General features: G+C 74.4%; 15 protein-coding genes. 8 read left to right on the top strand and 7 right to left on the bottom strand.

The features are described 5' to 3' along the window. Positions 1–6: 6 nt before the first annotated feature. The 4 genes from MUB56_RS05720 to MUB56_RS05705 are packed head-to-tail and all read left to right on the top strand — an operon-like array spanning position 7 to position 5,230. The gene (locus tag MUB56_RS05720) at positions 7–954 is read left to right on the top strand and encodes an iron-siderophore ABC transporter substrate-binding protein (protein WP_244930940.1); all 948 of its coding nucleotides are present in this window, start codon (positions 7–9) and stop codon (positions 952–954) included. Next, positions 951–3,230, top strand: a complete 2,280-nt coding sequence (locus MUB56_RS05715; protein WP_244930939.1) for a hypothetical protein — start codon at positions 951–953, stop codon at positions 3,228–3,230. The genes MUB56_RS05720 and MUB56_RS05715 overlap by 4 nt, the downstream gene beginning before the upstream one ends. Further along, complete coding sequence (locus MUB56_RS05710; protein ID WP_244930938.1) at positions 3,227–4,030, top strand: hypothetical protein; 804 nt, start codon at positions 3,227–3,229, stop codon at positions 4,028–4,030. The genes MUB56_RS05715 and MUB56_RS05710 overlap by 4 nt, the downstream gene beginning before the upstream one ends. Next, positions 4,031–5,230 (top strand): alpha/beta fold hydrolase, encoded by a 1,200-nt coding sequence (locus MUB56_RS05705; RefSeq protein ID WP_244930937.1) that lies wholly within the window; start codon positions 4,031–4,033, stop codon positions 5,228–5,230. Here MUB56_RS05705 and MUB56_RS05700 read toward each other — a convergent pair. The 3 genes from MUB56_RS05700 to MUB56_RS05690 form a co-directional block, all read right to left on the bottom strand. After that, entirely contained in the window at positions 5,227–6,528 is a 1,302-nt protein-coding gene (locus MUB56_RS05700) for a hypothetical protein (RefSeq protein ID WP_244930936.1), read from the bottom strand. The genes MUB56_RS05705 and MUB56_RS05700 overlap by 4 nt on opposite strands. Before the next feature lie 80 nt (positions 6,529–6,608). Further along, positions 6,609–7,043 carry a nucleoside deaminase gene (locus tag MUB56_RS05695; protein WP_244932358.1) on the bottom strand — a complete coding sequence of 145 codons (435 nt, stop codon included), beginning with the start codon at positions 7,041–7,043 and terminating at the stop codon, positions 6,609–6,611. Between the two features lie 85 nt (positions 7,044–7,128). After that, positions 7,129–7,614 carry a tRNA adenosine deaminase-associated protein gene (locus tag MUB56_RS05690; RefSeq protein ID WP_244930935.1) on the bottom strand — a complete coding sequence of 162 codons (486 nt, stop codon included), beginning with the start codon at positions 7,612–7,614 and terminating at the stop codon, positions 7,129–7,131. Between the two features lie 118 nt (positions 7,615–7,732). On the opposite strand from MUB56_RS05690, the gene upp reads away from it, so the two are divergent. After that, complete coding sequence (upp, locus tag MUB56_RS05685; protein WP_244930934.1) at positions 7,733–8,374, top strand: uracil phosphoribosyltransferase; 642 nt, start codon at positions 7,733–7,735, stop codon at positions 8,372–8,374. Between the two features lie 97 nt (positions 8,375–8,471). Here the strand turns inward: upp and MUB56_RS05680 are convergent, their stop codons facing one another. The 4 genes from MUB56_RS05680 to thpR form a co-directional block, all read right to left on the bottom strand. Next, positions 8,472–9,854, bottom strand: a complete 1,383-nt coding sequence (locus MUB56_RS05680; RefSeq protein ID WP_244930933.1) for an NAD(P)(+) transhydrogenase (Re/Si-specific) subunit beta — start codon at positions 9,852–9,854, stop codon at positions 8,472–8,474. After that, positions 9,851–10,147 (bottom strand): NAD(P) transhydrogenase subunit alpha, encoded by a 297-nt coding sequence (locus MUB56_RS05675; protein ID WP_244930932.1) that lies wholly within the window; start codon positions 10,145–10,147, stop codon positions 9,851–9,853. Before MUB56_RS05675 ends, MUB56_RS05680 begins: the two co-directional genes overlap by 4 nt. Before the next feature lie 7 nt (positions 10,148–10,154). Further along, a complete protein-coding gene (locus MUB56_RS05670) occupies positions 10,155–11,276 on the bottom strand; it encodes an NAD(P) transhydrogenase subunit alpha (protein WP_244930931.1) in 1,122 nt (373 codons plus the stop codon). Between the two features lie 66 nt (positions 11,277–11,342). After that, entirely contained in the window at positions 11,343–11,906 is a 564-nt protein-coding gene (gene thpR, locus MUB56_RS05665) for an RNA 2',3'-cyclic phosphodiesterase (RefSeq protein WP_244930930.1), read from the bottom strand. A 64-nt stretch (positions 11,907–11,970) separates the two neighbouring features. Here thpR and MUB56_RS05660 point away from each other — a divergent pair, with 64 nt between their 5' ends. From MUB56_RS05660 to MUB56_RS05650, 3 genes are all read left to right on the top strand, one after another. Next, positions 11,971–12,708 carry a GTP pyrophosphokinase family protein gene (locus MUB56_RS05660; protein WP_244930929.1) on the top strand — a complete coding sequence of 246 codons (738 nt, stop codon included), beginning with the start codon at positions 11,971–11,973 and terminating at the stop codon, positions 12,706–12,708. Beyond that, positions 12,705–13,136, top strand: a complete 432-nt coding sequence (locus MUB56_RS05655; protein ID WP_244930928.1) for a hypothetical protein — start codon at positions 12,705–12,707, stop codon at positions 13,134–13,136. Before MUB56_RS05660 ends, MUB56_RS05655 begins: the two co-directional genes overlap by 4 nt. A gap of 133 nt (positions 13,137–13,269) precedes the next feature. Beyond that, positions 13,270–13,698, top strand: coding sequence for a hypothetical protein (locus MUB56_RS05650; protein WP_244930927.1), 429 nt, complete (start codon positions 13,270–13,272; stop codon positions 13,696–13,698). The last annotated feature ends 1 nt before the right edge of the window (position 13,699 follow it).

Raw genomic sequence — 13,699 nt, 5'->3', positions numbered from 1 at the left:
GCCCTGATGACTCTCCTGCGTCGCGCCCTGGCGCTCGCGCTCCTCGTCCCGCTCGCCCTCACCGCCGGCTGCGGAGGCGAGGACACCTCGGTCGGCGCCTCCGACTCAGAGACCCGCACGGTCGTCGACGTCGAGGGCACCTCGATGCAGGTGCCCGCCGACCCGCAGCGCGTCGTCGCCCTGAGCGAGCCCACCCTCGACGGCGCGCTCGCGCTCGGGGTGGAGCCGGTCGGCACCATCAGCGGCCGTGGCCAGAGCGAGGTGCCGCGCTACCTGTCCGACCTCGCCTCCGACATCGCGCTGGTCGGTGCCGTGGCCCAGCCGGACTTCGAGAAGATCGTGGCGCTCGCCCCCGACCTGATCCTGGTCGACGGCACCAGCATCACCAACAACCCCGGCGCGGTCGAGAAGCTGCGCAAGATCGCCCCCACCTTCTACGCCGGGTACGCCGGTGCGGACTGGCGCGGCACCTTCGCGTCGGTGGCCGAGGCCCTCAACCGCACGTCCGAGGGCGAGCAGGTCGTCGCGGCGTACGACGAGCAGGTGGCAGCGGCTCGCACCGAGCTCACGTCGTACGACGCCAGCACCTTCTCCATCGTGCGCTGGCAGGGCGGCGCCCCGTCGATGATCCTCGCCGAGCTGCCCGCCGGGATGGCGCTGAGCGATCTCGGCCTGCGCCGGCCGCCGGGCCAGGACCGGCGCGGCCGCGGCCACAGCGAGCCGGTGTCGCTGGAGAACCTCTCGATGGTCGACGCCGACTACCTGTTCTTCGGCACCCTCGGCGACGACGCCTCGAAGGTGCTGGATGACGCCCGGAAGGTGCCGGGCTTCGACGACCTGACGGCCTCGCGGCTCGACCACGTGATCCCCGTCGACGGCTCGCTGTGGACCTCCACGGGCGGACCGCTGCTGATGTCGCGCCTGGTCGACTCGGTCCTCGAGGGGCTGTCGTGAGGCGCTGGGGCCCGGCCGCGCTGGTGGCCGCCGCCGCCGCGCCGGCACTGCTGCTCCTGCCGCCGTCGCCGGCCGCGGGTGCCGACTGCCCCGCGACGGCGACGGTGTCCGTCGACACCGCGACCGTCGAGCTCGGCGGGCAGCTGCGCCTGAGCGGCACCGGCTGGTGCCACCCCGACGGCGCCGGCTCCCGGATCGGCGTCAAGCTCGACGAGGGCGCCATCAGCCGCCTCGACACCGCCGTGCACGCCAACAGGACCATCTGGGCGATCGTCGACGCGGCGCCCGACGGCACCTTCGCCGCGTCCCTCACGCTGCCCGACGGTACGACGGCCACCTCCGCGCCGGCCCTCGACACTGGGCCGCACACGCTGCGCCTGCTCTCCGGCTCGCTGCGCGGCGGCGACACGGTCCGCAGCGCGCTGAGCGGCACCTTCGACGTGGTCGGCGCGGGCAGCGGCGGACCGCCGTCGTGGGCCCACACGACGCTTGCGGCCGGTGGCGCCACCGTCTGGGTCGAGCGCACCGTGCCCGCCGGCGACGGCGGCAACCTGCGGATCAAGGGCACCGGCTGGACCGGCGGCTCGGGCGCGTCGACCGTCGCGGTGAAGCTGGGATCCTCGGCCGACGGCGGCCAGTACCGCCGTACCGGCTCCGGGGTCGTCGCCCATCCCTCCGCCTCGGGCGACGACACCGTCTGGGCGCTGCTGGCCCCGGGCGGCGGGAGTCACCCCCACGTCCGCGAGCTCGCCACCGACGGCTCCTTCGAGGTCACCCTCGACCTGCCCGACGGTCGCGTCGCCGGGCAGTACCTCACCGTCTCCCTCGCCTCCGGCCGGTTCGCGGCCGGCGACACCCAGCGCAGCGTGACCACCACCCCGCTGGTCGTCGGCGGAGTGCCCTGGACCGGGAACGACGGCGGCAGCGACGTCACCTGCGTCCCGACGTCGGCCTCGCCGACGGTGGCGCTCGGCTCCACCACCGCCTCCTTCGGCGGCAGCCTGCGGATCACCGGCACCGGCTGGTGCAACCCCGCCGGCGGCGGCTCCCGGATCGGCGTCAAGCTCGACGAGGGCGCCATCAGCCGCCTCGACGGTGCCGTGCACGCCAACAGGACGATCTGGGCGGTCGTCGAGGCCCGGGACTCCGACGGCACCTTCAGCGCCGACCTCGAGCTCCCCGACGGCACGACCGCGACGTCGACCCCGGCCCTGGGCGGCGGATCCCACACGCTGCGCCTGCTCAGCGGGTCGCTCGCCAACGGCGACACGATCCGCAGCGTCGAGTCCGCGCCGTTCGTCGTCGGGAGCTACCGCCCCAACGGCGTCCCCGACCCGCTGCCCGCCGGCGCGCTCCGGGCCGGCACCCGGGCCGGGCTCACCGCCCGACTGCAGGGCGACCGGCTGCTCGTCCGGATACCCGCCGCCGACCGCGGCGACTGGGTGTTCCTCAGCGCGTACGCCGCCGACGGCTCCCCGCGCTACCCGTGGGGCGACCGCTGGCTCCGCGCCGGCGACGGCGGTCGGCTGGAGGTCTCGGCCCGCTCCGCCGTACTGACCGGGCGCCTCTCGCTGGTCGCCCAGGCCGGCGACCTGGACGGGTACGGCGACCTGCTCGGCTGGACCGGCGTCCGATTCCCGACCGCTGGCGCGACCCCACCCGGGCCGACCGGCACCACGCCCCCGACCAGTCCGTCCGGCCCGTCCAGCCCGCTGACCCCGACCATGCCGACCGGCGGCTCCGCGGCGGGACTCGCCCCCCTCGCACCCCTCCCGCAGGCGCTGGTGGCGCCCGCGCCGGCGGCACCGTCGTACGTCTCCCTCGGCGTCCTGCCCGCCCGCGGGGCGACCGCCCGCCTGGACGGCAGCCTGCTGACCCTGAGGGTGCCGGCCGCGAGCCCGGGCGCCGTCGTGTTCGTGCGGGTGTACGGCGTCGCCGTGCTGACGGCCGGGTTCGCGACCCTCGACGACCGCTCGGAGCTCTTCGTCGACCCGGCCAGGCTCGCCCCCGGCGCCTACCGCGTCACGGCCCAGGCCGCCGACGGAACGCTGCTCGGCTGGGCCGACGCGACCGTGCCGGAGGTCGAGCCGCCGACGACCGCCGTCGAGGTCGAGGCGTCCACGACGCCGGTGGCGGCCGCCCCGGCTGCCGAGGACGCACCGTGGTTCGACAGCACGGACGGCTGGCTGCTGCTCGTCGGCGCGGGGCTGCTCCTCGGCGTCGGCCTCGGCCTCACCGTCGGCGGCCGCGCTCCCCGCACCAGGGTCGCGGCGTGAGGCGGCTGCTGGCGGCGCTGCCGCTCCTCGCGCTCCTGCTGGCCGGTCCGGCCGGCGCGGTCCCCACCGGCGGCTCCGGGCCGGACACCCCGGGCACGGCCGCCTCGGTCAGCCCACGCAGCCTGGCGGCAGGTGGACAGCTCCGGTTCACCCTCAGCGGCTTCCCGGCCGGCGAGGTCGTCTACGTGAAGATCGACGACGGCGACTTCTGCGACAAGCAGGGCGTGCACGGCGCCTGTGTCGTGCACCAGCAGCGGGTCGGGGGCGACGGCCGGGTGTCCGGGTCGTTCCTGCTGCCCGCCGGTCTGCCCGCGGGCTCGCACTGGCTGCGCTTCCTCGCCAGCGAGGAGCTGACCGACGCGCAGGGCAACTACCTGGGCGTGAAGGGCTACACGCGGCGCGGTGGCGCCGACTTCAGCATCGTCAGGTCGGCCGGCGCCCCCGCCGCCTCCCCTGCTCCGAGTGGGACCACGCCGTCGGGCCCGTCCGACCCGTCCGTGCCGGCAGCGTCGTCCGAGCCCCCGGCCGGAGCCGAGGTGCCGGCCGCCGGCACCCCGGCCGACCTGCCTGACGCGGCGGTCCCCTCCGCCGGGGCGGTGCTGGCCCTCGCCCCGGGCGAGCAGGACCTCGCCCCGACCGACGAGCCGACCGCAGGCCCCGCCCCCGCGCCTGACGCCGCGCGCCCGGAGGCCGAGGCACCGCCGGCGGAGAACCGGTTCCCGGTGTTCGGTGCCGTAGGCCTGGCCGGGCTGCTCGCCGCGGCCGGGGCACTCGTGCTCCGGGCCCGTCGGAGTCGCTGAGTGGCCGCTGGACCGCTGCGCCGGCCACCGAAGGTCCCGCGTCCCGAACCCGTGCCGCGGGTGCGCGGCGCCACCGTCGAACGGCTCCGCCCGGACGACGTCGACGCGTTCTGGTCCGGTAAGACGCTCCCGCTGGTCGAGCCCGACGGCCCCGGCACGGTCGTGGTGACCTTCTGCTGGCGCGACCCCGACGCCGAGCAGGTGCTGCTCTTCGCCAACCGGCTCACCGACGAGACCCGGCTCGGCGACACGCTCCTCGAGCGACTGCCGGGCACCGACCTGTGGCACGCGTCGTACCGGATGGACAGCGACTGGCGGGCGTCGTACTCCTTCCTGGTGCAGCGCACCGGCGAGCAGGCGCCGTGGCTGGCCGCCGGCGATCAGGTCGCGCTCCGGGCGGCCCTCGACCGCGGGCGGCCGGACCCGCGCAACGGCGCGACCTGCCGCAACCGGGCGGGTGTCCTGCAGTCGGTCGTCTCGCTGCCCGACGCCCCTCCGCAGCCGTGGCTGCTCCCCCGCCCGGACCTCGCGCGCGGCGCGGTCACCGAGCACTCCGGTCCGGACGGGCGGCCCACCTGGCTCTACGAGCCCCCGGGCGTCGACCCCGGTCAACCGCTCCCGCTCGTGGTCGCCCTCGACGGCGAGGTCTGGGTCGGGACCCAGTCGCTGCCCACGACCCTCGACAACCTGCTCGCCGACGGTGCGCTCGGTCCGGTGCGGGCGGTGCTGCCGTCGTCCGGCGGCCGCGACGCGCGGTGGGCGGAGCTCGGCACCGACGACGGTGCGGGGTACGTCGTGGACCGGCTGCTGCCGTGGGTCGAGCAGCGGCGTGCGGTCGACCGGGTGGCGGTCGCCGGCCAGAGCCTCGGCGGCCTGACCGCGCTCCGCGTCGGGTTGCTGCACCCCGAGCGGATCGAGGCCGTGGTCAGCCACTCGGCGTCGCTGTGGCAGGACGACCTGGGCGCGCTGGTCGACGGGTTCGCGGAGCGTGCGGATCGCATGGGTCGCGCGGGCGAGCTGCGGGTGCACCTGGCCCACGGCCGCCAGGAGTGGGTGCTGGCCGGACCTCACCAGGTCCTGGCCGAGCGGCTGCGCTCGGCGGGGGTCGCGGTCGACGCCGCCGAGCACAACGGCGGGCACGACTACGCCTGGTGGCGCGGCGGGATCGCCGACGGGCTGCGGAGCGTCTGGGGACGCTAGACGGCGGCGCTCTCCGCAGCGGCCGGCGAGTCCGTGGACTCCGAGGGCTCCGGAACCGCGGGGGTGCTGACGGGCGCCTCGGGTGACGGCTTCGGGTCCGGCTTCTCCTCGGGCTCCTGCTCCGGGGCGGGCTTGTCGCTCGCCGGCTCGGAGGGCGCCTCGGACTCGGCAGGAGTCTCGGGCGTGGGCGTGGGCGCGGTCGTCGGCTCGGGAGTCGGAGCAGGTGCCGGAGCCTTCTTCGGCTTGGCCGGTGCCTGGGTGGCGGGCGGCGTACGCACTCCGGCCTCGGAGGTCACGGCGACCTCGAACGGCGTCGAGGTGCTGCCCTCGGCGAGCGGGCGGTCCGCGAAGCGGAAGCGGTACGACGTGGTCCGCTCCGGGTTCACCTCGACCACCGGATCGGCACCGGCCGCGTCGACGACGACCGGGTCGGTCCGGTCCGCGTCGCGGAAGACCGTGGTCCAGGGGCCGTCGCCGGTGCGCTGCTCCAGGACCAGGGTCGCGCGGGCGACCCGGGCGCCGCTCTGGTCGCGGACCGCACCGGTGAGCCGCGCGGGCTCGCCGGCCTCGACGGACGGGGTGCCGCTGATCGTGGTGGTGGTCGAGAGTCCCTCGAGGTCGTAGCTGCGCACGGCGCCGTCCGTGCCGACCCGGAAGGTGTCGAGCGAGACCTTGCCGCCGCCGCAGCCGGCGCCGATCGAGTAGAAGCCGGACCCGTCGCCACCGTGCACCGTCATGAACGTGGACAACGGCGCGGTCCCGCCCGGCAGCAGCTCCGCACCGGTCCCGAGGTCGCGCTTGGTCCAGGTGAAGCTCAGCCCGATCGCGGAGACCTGGCGCCAGGTGCCGGGCGGCAGCGACACGTCGGCGCGGCCGACCCAGACCCGGGCCGTGCCGTCGTCGGCGGGCTCCTGGTAGCCGGCGTACACGACCGCGGACGAGGCCCGCTCGACGTGCACCTGGAGGTCGGCGGTGCTGGTGGCAGCCATCGACGCACGCTGGAAGAGGGCGCCGACGGCGCTGCCGCCGGCGAGGTCGTACCCGAGGCTGCGCTGGCCCGACGGCGACGTGGACGGGCCGAGACCGACGAAGGGCTGCGGCGACTGCTGTGCGACCGCGCTCATCGTCGCGCAGCCGGCGAGCGAGAGCTGCGCGGTCTGCGGGTCGGGGAAGGCGGTGCCGCGCACGACGGTGGCGCCCGCGGACGCGGCCTGCGCCGGGACCGCTCCGTGCAGGGGCATGGCGAGAACCGTCACCGCGAGCACGCTCGCTGCCGCTCCCATCGCCCGTATGCGCATCACACCATTCTGCCCCCGGATCGGGCGAGAGTCAGCGACATGTTCAAAGTCCCCATGAATGAGGGATGAACACCCGGCTCTCAGCCTCGGTGTGAGCGGAAGAACGTGTCCAGAAGCACGCCGGACTCCTCGGCCAGTACCCCGGCGAGCACCTCCGGACGATGGTTGAGGCGCCGGTCGCGGACGACGTCCCACAGGCTGCCGACCGCGCCCGCCTTGGGGTCGTGGGCGCCGAAGACCACCCGGTCGACCCGGGCCAGGACGGCGGCGCCCGCGCACATCGTGCAGGGCTCGAGGGTCACCACCAGGGTGCAGCCGTCCAGCCGCCACTCGCCGCGCGCCCGGGCTGCGGCGCGCAGGGCGACGACCTCGGCGTGCCCGGTCGGGTCCGCCTCGGCCTCGCGCACGTTGCGGCCGGTGCCGAGCACGGCCCCGTCGGGACCGACGACGACGGCGCCGATGGGTACGTCGTCGGTCGCGAGCGCGGCTCGCGCCTCGGCGAGTGCGGCGAGCATCGGCTCGCGCCAACGGTCGTGCGGCACCGGACCAGCGTAGGCGTGACCGGGGTCGGTCGAACGTCGGCGGGGTTCAGGCCCTCGGTCAGGCCGAGGTCAGGCCGACGACGTCGTCGAAGAGCTCGCCGAACCCGACCCGGCGGGCGATGTCGGAGAGCATCTCGTCGGGGTAGAGGTCGAAGTCCTCGAGCAGCACCCCGAGGTCCACCGGGTGCATGCCCAGGTCGGCGAGCAGCTCCAGGTCGCCGGCCGGCACCTGCTCGTCCTCGTCCTCGGGCTGGGGCAGGCCGAGGAAGTCGACCGCGGAGGCGGCGAGGTCCCACTCGTCCGCGGCGGTGACGTCGGAGAGCAGCACCCGGGTCGTGGGCCCGGACACCCGGACGACGACGAAGAAGTCCTCGTCCATCGCGACCATGGCGACGGCGCCGGAGTCGCCCGGCAGCCGACGCAGCGCGTCGGCCAGGGTCTCGACGTCGACGAGGTGGTGGCGGGTGAGCTCCTGCACGGTCCAGACGTCGTCCTCCCGGAAGGCCGCGATCGCGAAGTCCACGTCGTCGAACTGGTCGACCATGGCGCTCCTCCGGTCCTGCACGACATCCACGGGAGTGGGTCTCCAGACTGTCAGACCACGGCCTCGGGAGCCAACCCTTTGCGAACCCCCTGACCTGCTGTTCCCCTAGGATTCGCGTATGCGTACCCACGTCGTGGACCACCCCCTCATCTCCCACAAGCTCACGACGCTGCGAGACGCGCGGACCGACTCCCCGACGTTCCGGAGCCTGACCGACGAGCTGGTGACGCTGCTGGCCTACGAGGCCACCCGCGACGTCCGGGTCGACCGGGTCGAGATCGTCACTCCGGTCTCCCCCGCCACCGGGGTGAAGCTCGCGACGCCCAAGCCGCTGGTGGTGCCGATCCTGCGCGCCGGGCTCGGCATGCTCGACGGGATGATGCGCCTGCTGCCCACGGCCGAGGTCGGCTTCCTGGGCATGGTGCGCAACGAGGAGACGCTGGAGGCCTCGACGTACGCCGAGCGACTTCCCGACGACCTGTCGGGCCGCCAGTGCTACGTCCTCGACCCGATGCTGGCCACCGGGGGCACCCTCGCCGCGGCGATCAGGTTCCTCACCGACCGCGGCGCCGACGACATCACCGCGATCTGCCTGCTGGTCGCGCCCGAGGGCTGCGCGCGGCTCGAGAAGGACCTCGAGGGCCTCGACGTCCCGGTCACGGTCGTCACGGCCGCGATGGACGAGCGGCTCAACGAGAAGGGCTACATCGTCCCCGGGCTCGGCGACGCGGGCGACCGGATGTACGGCATCGCGGGCTGAGTCCGGGCTCGGCGACCGGCGCGGGTGAGTCCGGCGGCTGGCTCAGCCGTCGCAGGTTCAAGCCGCAGCAGGACCCCGGCGCCAGGACGCGCCAGGACTACAGCGCCTTGACCGCGCTGAGCACCTTCGCGAGCGAGTCCTTGGCGTCGCCGAAGAGCAGCGAGGTGCGCGGGTCGAAGAGCAGCTCGTTCTCGATGCCGGCGAAGCCGGGCCGCATCGAGCGCTTCAGGAACACCACCTGGCGGGCCTCGTCGACGTCGAGGATCGGCATGCCGTAGATCGGGGCGCCGGGGGTCGTCTTCGCGGCGGGGTTCACCACGTCGTTGGCGCCCACGACGAGCACCACGTCGGTGTGCTTGAACTCGCCGTTGATGTCGTCCATCTCGACCAGCTGGTCGTAGGGGACCTGCGCCTCGGCGAGCAGCACGTTCATGTGTCCCGGCATCCGGCCGGCGACGGGGTGGATCGCGTAGTCGACTCGCGCGCCGCGGGTGAGCAGCACGTCGACCAGCTCGCGCAGGGTGTGCTGGGCCTGGGCGACCGCGAGGCCGTAGCCAGGCACGATGATGACGCGCTCGGCGTACCCGAGCAGGATCGCGACGTCCTCGGGCCCGGCGCTGCGCACCGGCCGGTCGGAGGCCTCGCCCGCGCCGAGGGTCGAGCCGCCCCTCAGCGCCCCGAAGAGGATGTTGGACACCGAGCGGCCCATCGCCCGGGCCATCAGCAGGGTGAGGAAGGTGCCGGAGGCACCGACGAGGGTGCCGGCGACGAGGAGGACGACGTTGCCGAGGACGTAGCCGCCCGCGGCAACGGTCAGGCCGGTGAAGGCGTTGAGCAGCGAGATCACGATGGGTACGTCGGCGCCGCCGACCGGCAGCACCAGCAGCACGCCGAGCAGCAGTCCGAGGGCCGCGAGCGGGATACCGACCGACATGCCCGGGTCGGTCACCACGAGCACGCCGAGCACGATCCCGGCGACGACCGCGAGCGCGAAGAACACCGGCAGTCCTGGGAAGACGACCGGCCGCGAGGTCATCAGCTCCTGGAGCTTGGCGAAGGTGACGGCCGAGCCGGCGAACGACACCGAGCCGACGAGGATCGTGAACGCCGTCGCGGCCAGGGTGAACCAGCCGACGTCGTCGGCGTGCGGGCCCAGCTCCTGGAGCTCGAGCAGCGCGACGAGCGCCGCGGCCCCGCCGCCGACCCCGTTGAAGAGCGCCACCATCTGCGGCATCTGGGTCATCTGCACGCGCCGCGCGCCGACGACGCCGATCGCCGAGCCGAGCGCGACCGCCGCCAGGATCAGCGGGACGTGGTCGAGCTCGAGGTAGAAGAACGGCGTCGCCACCGCGACGACCGCCGCCGCGGCGCCGATCAGGTTGCCGATCCGGGCGGTGCGCGGGCCGGCGAGCCCCTTGAGGGCGAGGATGAAGGCCATCGCGCAGGCCAGGTAGACCAGCTGGGCCCAGGTGGGGATCACTTCCCGCCTCCCGGCTTGCGGCGTACGAACATCTGCAGCATCCGGTCGGTCACCACGAACCCGCCGATCATGTTGACGGCGGCCAGCACGATCGCGACCAGGCCGACGACCAGCGCGACCGTGCTCTCGGTGGAGCCGGTCACGATGACGGCGCCGAGCAGGATCACGCCGTGGATGGCGTTGGCGCCCGACATCAGCGGGGTGTGCAGGGTCGAGGAGACCTTCGCGATCACCTCGACGCCGACGAACACGCTCAGCAGGAAGATCGTCAACCAGACGACGGGCTCGCTCATGGAACGCTCACGGTCCCTCCACCAGCAGCCGGGTCGGCTCGTGCAGGATCCGGCCGGCGCGGGTGACGCAGCAGCCGGCCAGGATCTCGTCGTCGAGGTCGGGCGCCAGGACGCCGTCGGCGGTCATCAGGGTGATGAGCTGGACGATGTTGTGGGCGTAGAGCCGGGACGCCGGACCGGGCATCTGCGCGGCGACGTTGCGCCCGCCCCAGACCTGGGCGTTGCCGATCCGGACCACCTCGCCGGCGACCGCGCCCTCGACGTTGCCACCGCTCTCGGCGGCCATGTCGACCACCACCGAGCCCGGCCGCATCGCCTCCACCATCGCGGCGCTGACCAGCACCGGCGCGATGCGCCCCGGCACGGCGGCGGTGGTGATCAGGGCGTCGGCGGCCGCGACGTACGGCGCCAGCAGCTGCATCTGGCGGGCCGCCCGGTCCTCGGTCATCTCGCGGGCGTAGCCGCCCGCCCCGTCCAGCGCGGGGAGGTCGAGGTCGATCGCCTGCGCCCCCATCGACCGGATCTCCTCGGCGGCGGCCGGGCGGACGTCGTACGCCTTGACGACGGCACCGAGCCGGCGGGCCGTCGCGATCGCCTGCAACCCGGCCACGCCGGCGCCGAGCACGACGACCTCGGCGGGCGGGACGGTGCCGGCGGCCGTCATGTTGAGCGGGAAGAAGCGGCGCAGCATCCCGGCCGCGACGACCGCGCTTCGGTAGCCGGCGACCAGCGCCTGCGAGGACAGCGCGTCCATGCTCTGGGCCCGCGAGATCCGCGGCACCAGCTCCATCGCGAACGCGGTGGCCCCGACGTCGCGCAGGTCGGCGACCAGGCCGAGCTCCTGGGTGGTCGGCAGGAACGAGACCGTGGCCGCGCCCTCGCGCAGGCGGCGGACCTGCTCGGGCGTCAGCGGCTGCACCGCGACGACCAGGTCGGCGTTGGCGAGGGCGGCGTCGTCGATGCCGGCGCCTGCGTCGAGGTACTCCTCGTCGCTGATGAGCGCGCGACGACCGGCGCCGGGCTCGACGTCCACGTCGTACCCCAGCGCCGTCAGCTTGCCGACCAGCTCGGGCACCAGCGCGACCCGCGCCTCACCCTCACGGGTCTCCCGAACGACCGCGATTCTCATCCCGGTCAACCTAGGCCATGGCGCCGACGCCGGGGGCCGGGAACACGCGGCGCCGGGAGCGGCGATTCAGCCCAGCGCGAGCTCGGCCACCGTCTCGTAGCGCGGCCGGCCGCGCGGGCCCTCGCCGAGGTACGACGCGACCAGGCTCAGCCGGTCGACGGGCCACGCGGGGCCGGCGTATCCGTCGAGCAGCTTCACCCAGTCGCTGACGTCGTCGGGGTGGCGCAGCCGGGCGAGCGTCACGTGCGGGCGGAACCGCTGGCCGTCGACGACGGCGCCGGCCCGGCTCGCCGCCGCGCGGGCCCCGGTCGCGAGCCGGTCCAGCTCGGTGCGCGCCTCGTCGTCGAGGACCAGTCCGGCCCAGAGCACCCGAGCTCCGGCGACGTGCGGGAACGCGCCGCCGCCGGCCACCCGCGTCTCGAAGGGGGTACGCCGGCCCGCGGCCCGGCCGAGCCGCTCGACCAGGTCGTCGAGCGACCGCTCCGGCACGTCGGCGTAGAACCCCACGGTCACGTGCAGCTGCTCGACCGGTGCCCAGCGGAACGGGCCGGCAGCGCGTCGTACGTCCAGGAAGGCGTCGAGGTCGGCGACGACCTCCTCGGGTGGCACCACAGCCGCGAACATCCGCATCGCCCGGATCCTAGGCCGGGAGGGGGCACAGGGACCTGCCAGTTTCCGTGCGTACGCTGGCCGGGTGACCGTGGCGCTCTGGGACGACGAGTTCCGCAGGTTCCTTCTGGAGCACAAGTTCGGCATGGACGAGGTGGTCACCAAGCTGAGCATCCTGCGCGACGAGTTCACCCACCTGCACGACTACAACCCGATCGAGAACGTCACCTCGCGGCTCAAGACCCACGAGAGCCTGATCGAGAAGATCGAGCGCAAGGGCATCGACCTCGAGGGGCCGGCGGCCTACGACGAGGTCCGCCAGCGGGTCACCGACATCGCGGGCGTCCGGGTGACCTGCAGCTTCGTCTCCGACGTCTACCAGGTCTTCGACCTGCTGACCGCCCAGGGCGACATCCGGACGATCCAGGTCCGCGACTACATCGTCGAGCCGAAGGCGAACGGCTACCGCAGCCTGCACGTGCTGGTGGAGGTCCCGGTGTTCCTGTCCGGCGGGGTGGTGCCGGTCGTGGTGGAGGTCCAGCTCCGCACGGTCGCGATGGACTTCTGGGCGAGTCTGGAGCACAAGATCTACTACAAGTACCGCCGCGAGATCCCGGCCGAGCTGCTCGACGGCCTGCGCGACGCGGCCGACACGGCGTTCACCCTCGACACCACGATGGAGCGGCTGCACCAGGAGGTGCGCGGGCTCGACGTGCTGCCCACGTCGGTGCTCACCAAGCTGCGCCACGACGACTCCGTCCCGGCCGAGGAGCTGGTGGACTCGCTGCGCCGGATGGGTGCGCCGAGACCTCCGGCGCCGTGACCCGTCTCTACGGCTGGCTCTACGCCGTCAGCGCCGTCGCACTGCTGGTCGGCCTGGCCCTCGGCACCGTGCTCGGCAACGGGCCCGACCACCCGGCGATGTGGCTGATCCTGGGCGTCGCCACCCTCGCCCTCGGCGGACTGTCCGCGTTCTTCCTGAGTCCGGAGCGCTGGTGGCGCCCGCTCGGGTGGCTGGTGGCCGCGACCTGCGTGGGGTTCTGGCTGGCGCTCTCGCTCACCGCGCTGGTGGCTCCGGACGTCGTCTCCGATCCGCTGGCTCGACGCGGCCCCCGGACCGAGTCCGGCGCCCGGTGGCTGGGCGGGGCGCTCCTGGTCACGCCGGTGCTCTCGCTGGCCGTGGTGTCGTTGGTCGCCGCCCACCGGGATGCCCGGTGGCGCGGGCGGGCCGGGCGGGCGCCGAAGAGCTGATGGCTCGGCCGTCCCTGGGGTCCGACAGGTCGGCGCTCGTGGACGACCCGCACGATTGCCTCGGCGTAACCCTGGGCAGAGTACGGCTCCCGGGCCGAGGTGCGGCCGACGATCGGCCGAGGCTTGCGAGGACATGCGCGACAGGGAACGGCGGCTCAAGCCGCACCACTACTGGACCCCCACCCTCACGGTCACGACGTCCGCGCCGTCCGAGGTGGCCGTGGCGGCCCTCGTCGACGCCTTCGTCGCCGCTCGCTTCCAGGTGCAGGAGCGCACCCCTGGCCGCGCCCGACTGCGGGCCGGTTCCTGGCTGCGCGAGCAGGTGGCCGACTCGGTGGACATCCACTGGATACCGCGCTTCGCCACCTGGGGATTCCGGGCGACCGTCGACCTGGAGACGCTCGACACCGCGCCGCCGACCCAGGTGCGGGTCCGGATGCACCGGGTGTCGGAGCATCGGTTCGCCGTACCCCACACCCTCCGCGCGGTCGAGACCGCGGTGCAGGCGCTGCGTGCCGCCGACCATCACGCCGAGGCGGGCGAGGTGGGAGCGGGACCGTGAC

The sequence above is a fragment of the Nocardioides sp. W7 genome, from assembly GCF_022919075.1.
Classification (GTDB): Bacteria; Actinomycetota; Actinomycetes; order Propionibacteriales; family Nocardioidaceae; genus Nocardioides.
Note: the sequence above shows the minus strand (reverse complement) of the source record. Positions and strands in the feature narration are given on the sequence as shown.

What these genes read in the sequence shown, in the direction of transcription:
- MUB56_RS05720 (WP_244930940.1), top strand. Translation starts at nt 7, where the DNA reads ATGACTCTCCTGCGTCGCGCCCTGGCGCTCGCGCTCCTCGTCCCGCTC.
- MUB56_RS05670 (WP_244930931.1), bottom strand. Translation starts at nt 11,276, where the DNA reads ATGAGAATCGCGGTCGTTCGGGAGACCCGTGAGGGTGAGGCGCGGGTC.
- upp (WP_244930934.1), top strand. Translation starts at nt 7,733, where the DNA reads ATGCGTACCCACGTCGTGGACCACCCCCTCATCTCCCACAAGCTCACG.
- MUB56_RS05695 (WP_244932358.1), bottom strand. Translation starts at nt 7,043, where the DNA reads ATGCTCGCCGCACTCGCCGAGGCGCGAGCCGCGCTCGCGACCGACGAC.
- thpR (WP_244930930.1), bottom strand. Translation starts at nt 11,906, where the DNA reads ATGCGGATGTTCGCGGCTGTGGTGCCACCCGAGGAGGTCGTCGCCGAC.
- MUB56_RS05700 (WP_244930936.1), bottom strand. Translation starts at nt 6,528, where the DNA reads ATGCGCATACGGGCGATGGGAGCGGCAGCGAGCGTGCTCGCGGTGACG.
- MUB56_RS05650 (WP_244930927.1), top strand. Translation starts at nt 13,270, where the DNA reads ATGCGCGACAGGGAACGGCGGCTCAAGCCGCACCACTACTGGACCCCC.
- MUB56_RS05675 (WP_244930932.1), bottom strand. Translation starts at nt 10,147, where the DNA reads ATGAGCGAGCCCGTCGTCTGGTTGACGATCTTCCTGCTGAGCGTGTTC.
- MUB56_RS05690 (WP_244930935.1), bottom strand. Translation starts at nt 7,614, where the DNA reads ATGGTCGACCAGTTCGACGACGTGGACTTCGCGATCGCGGCCTTCCGG.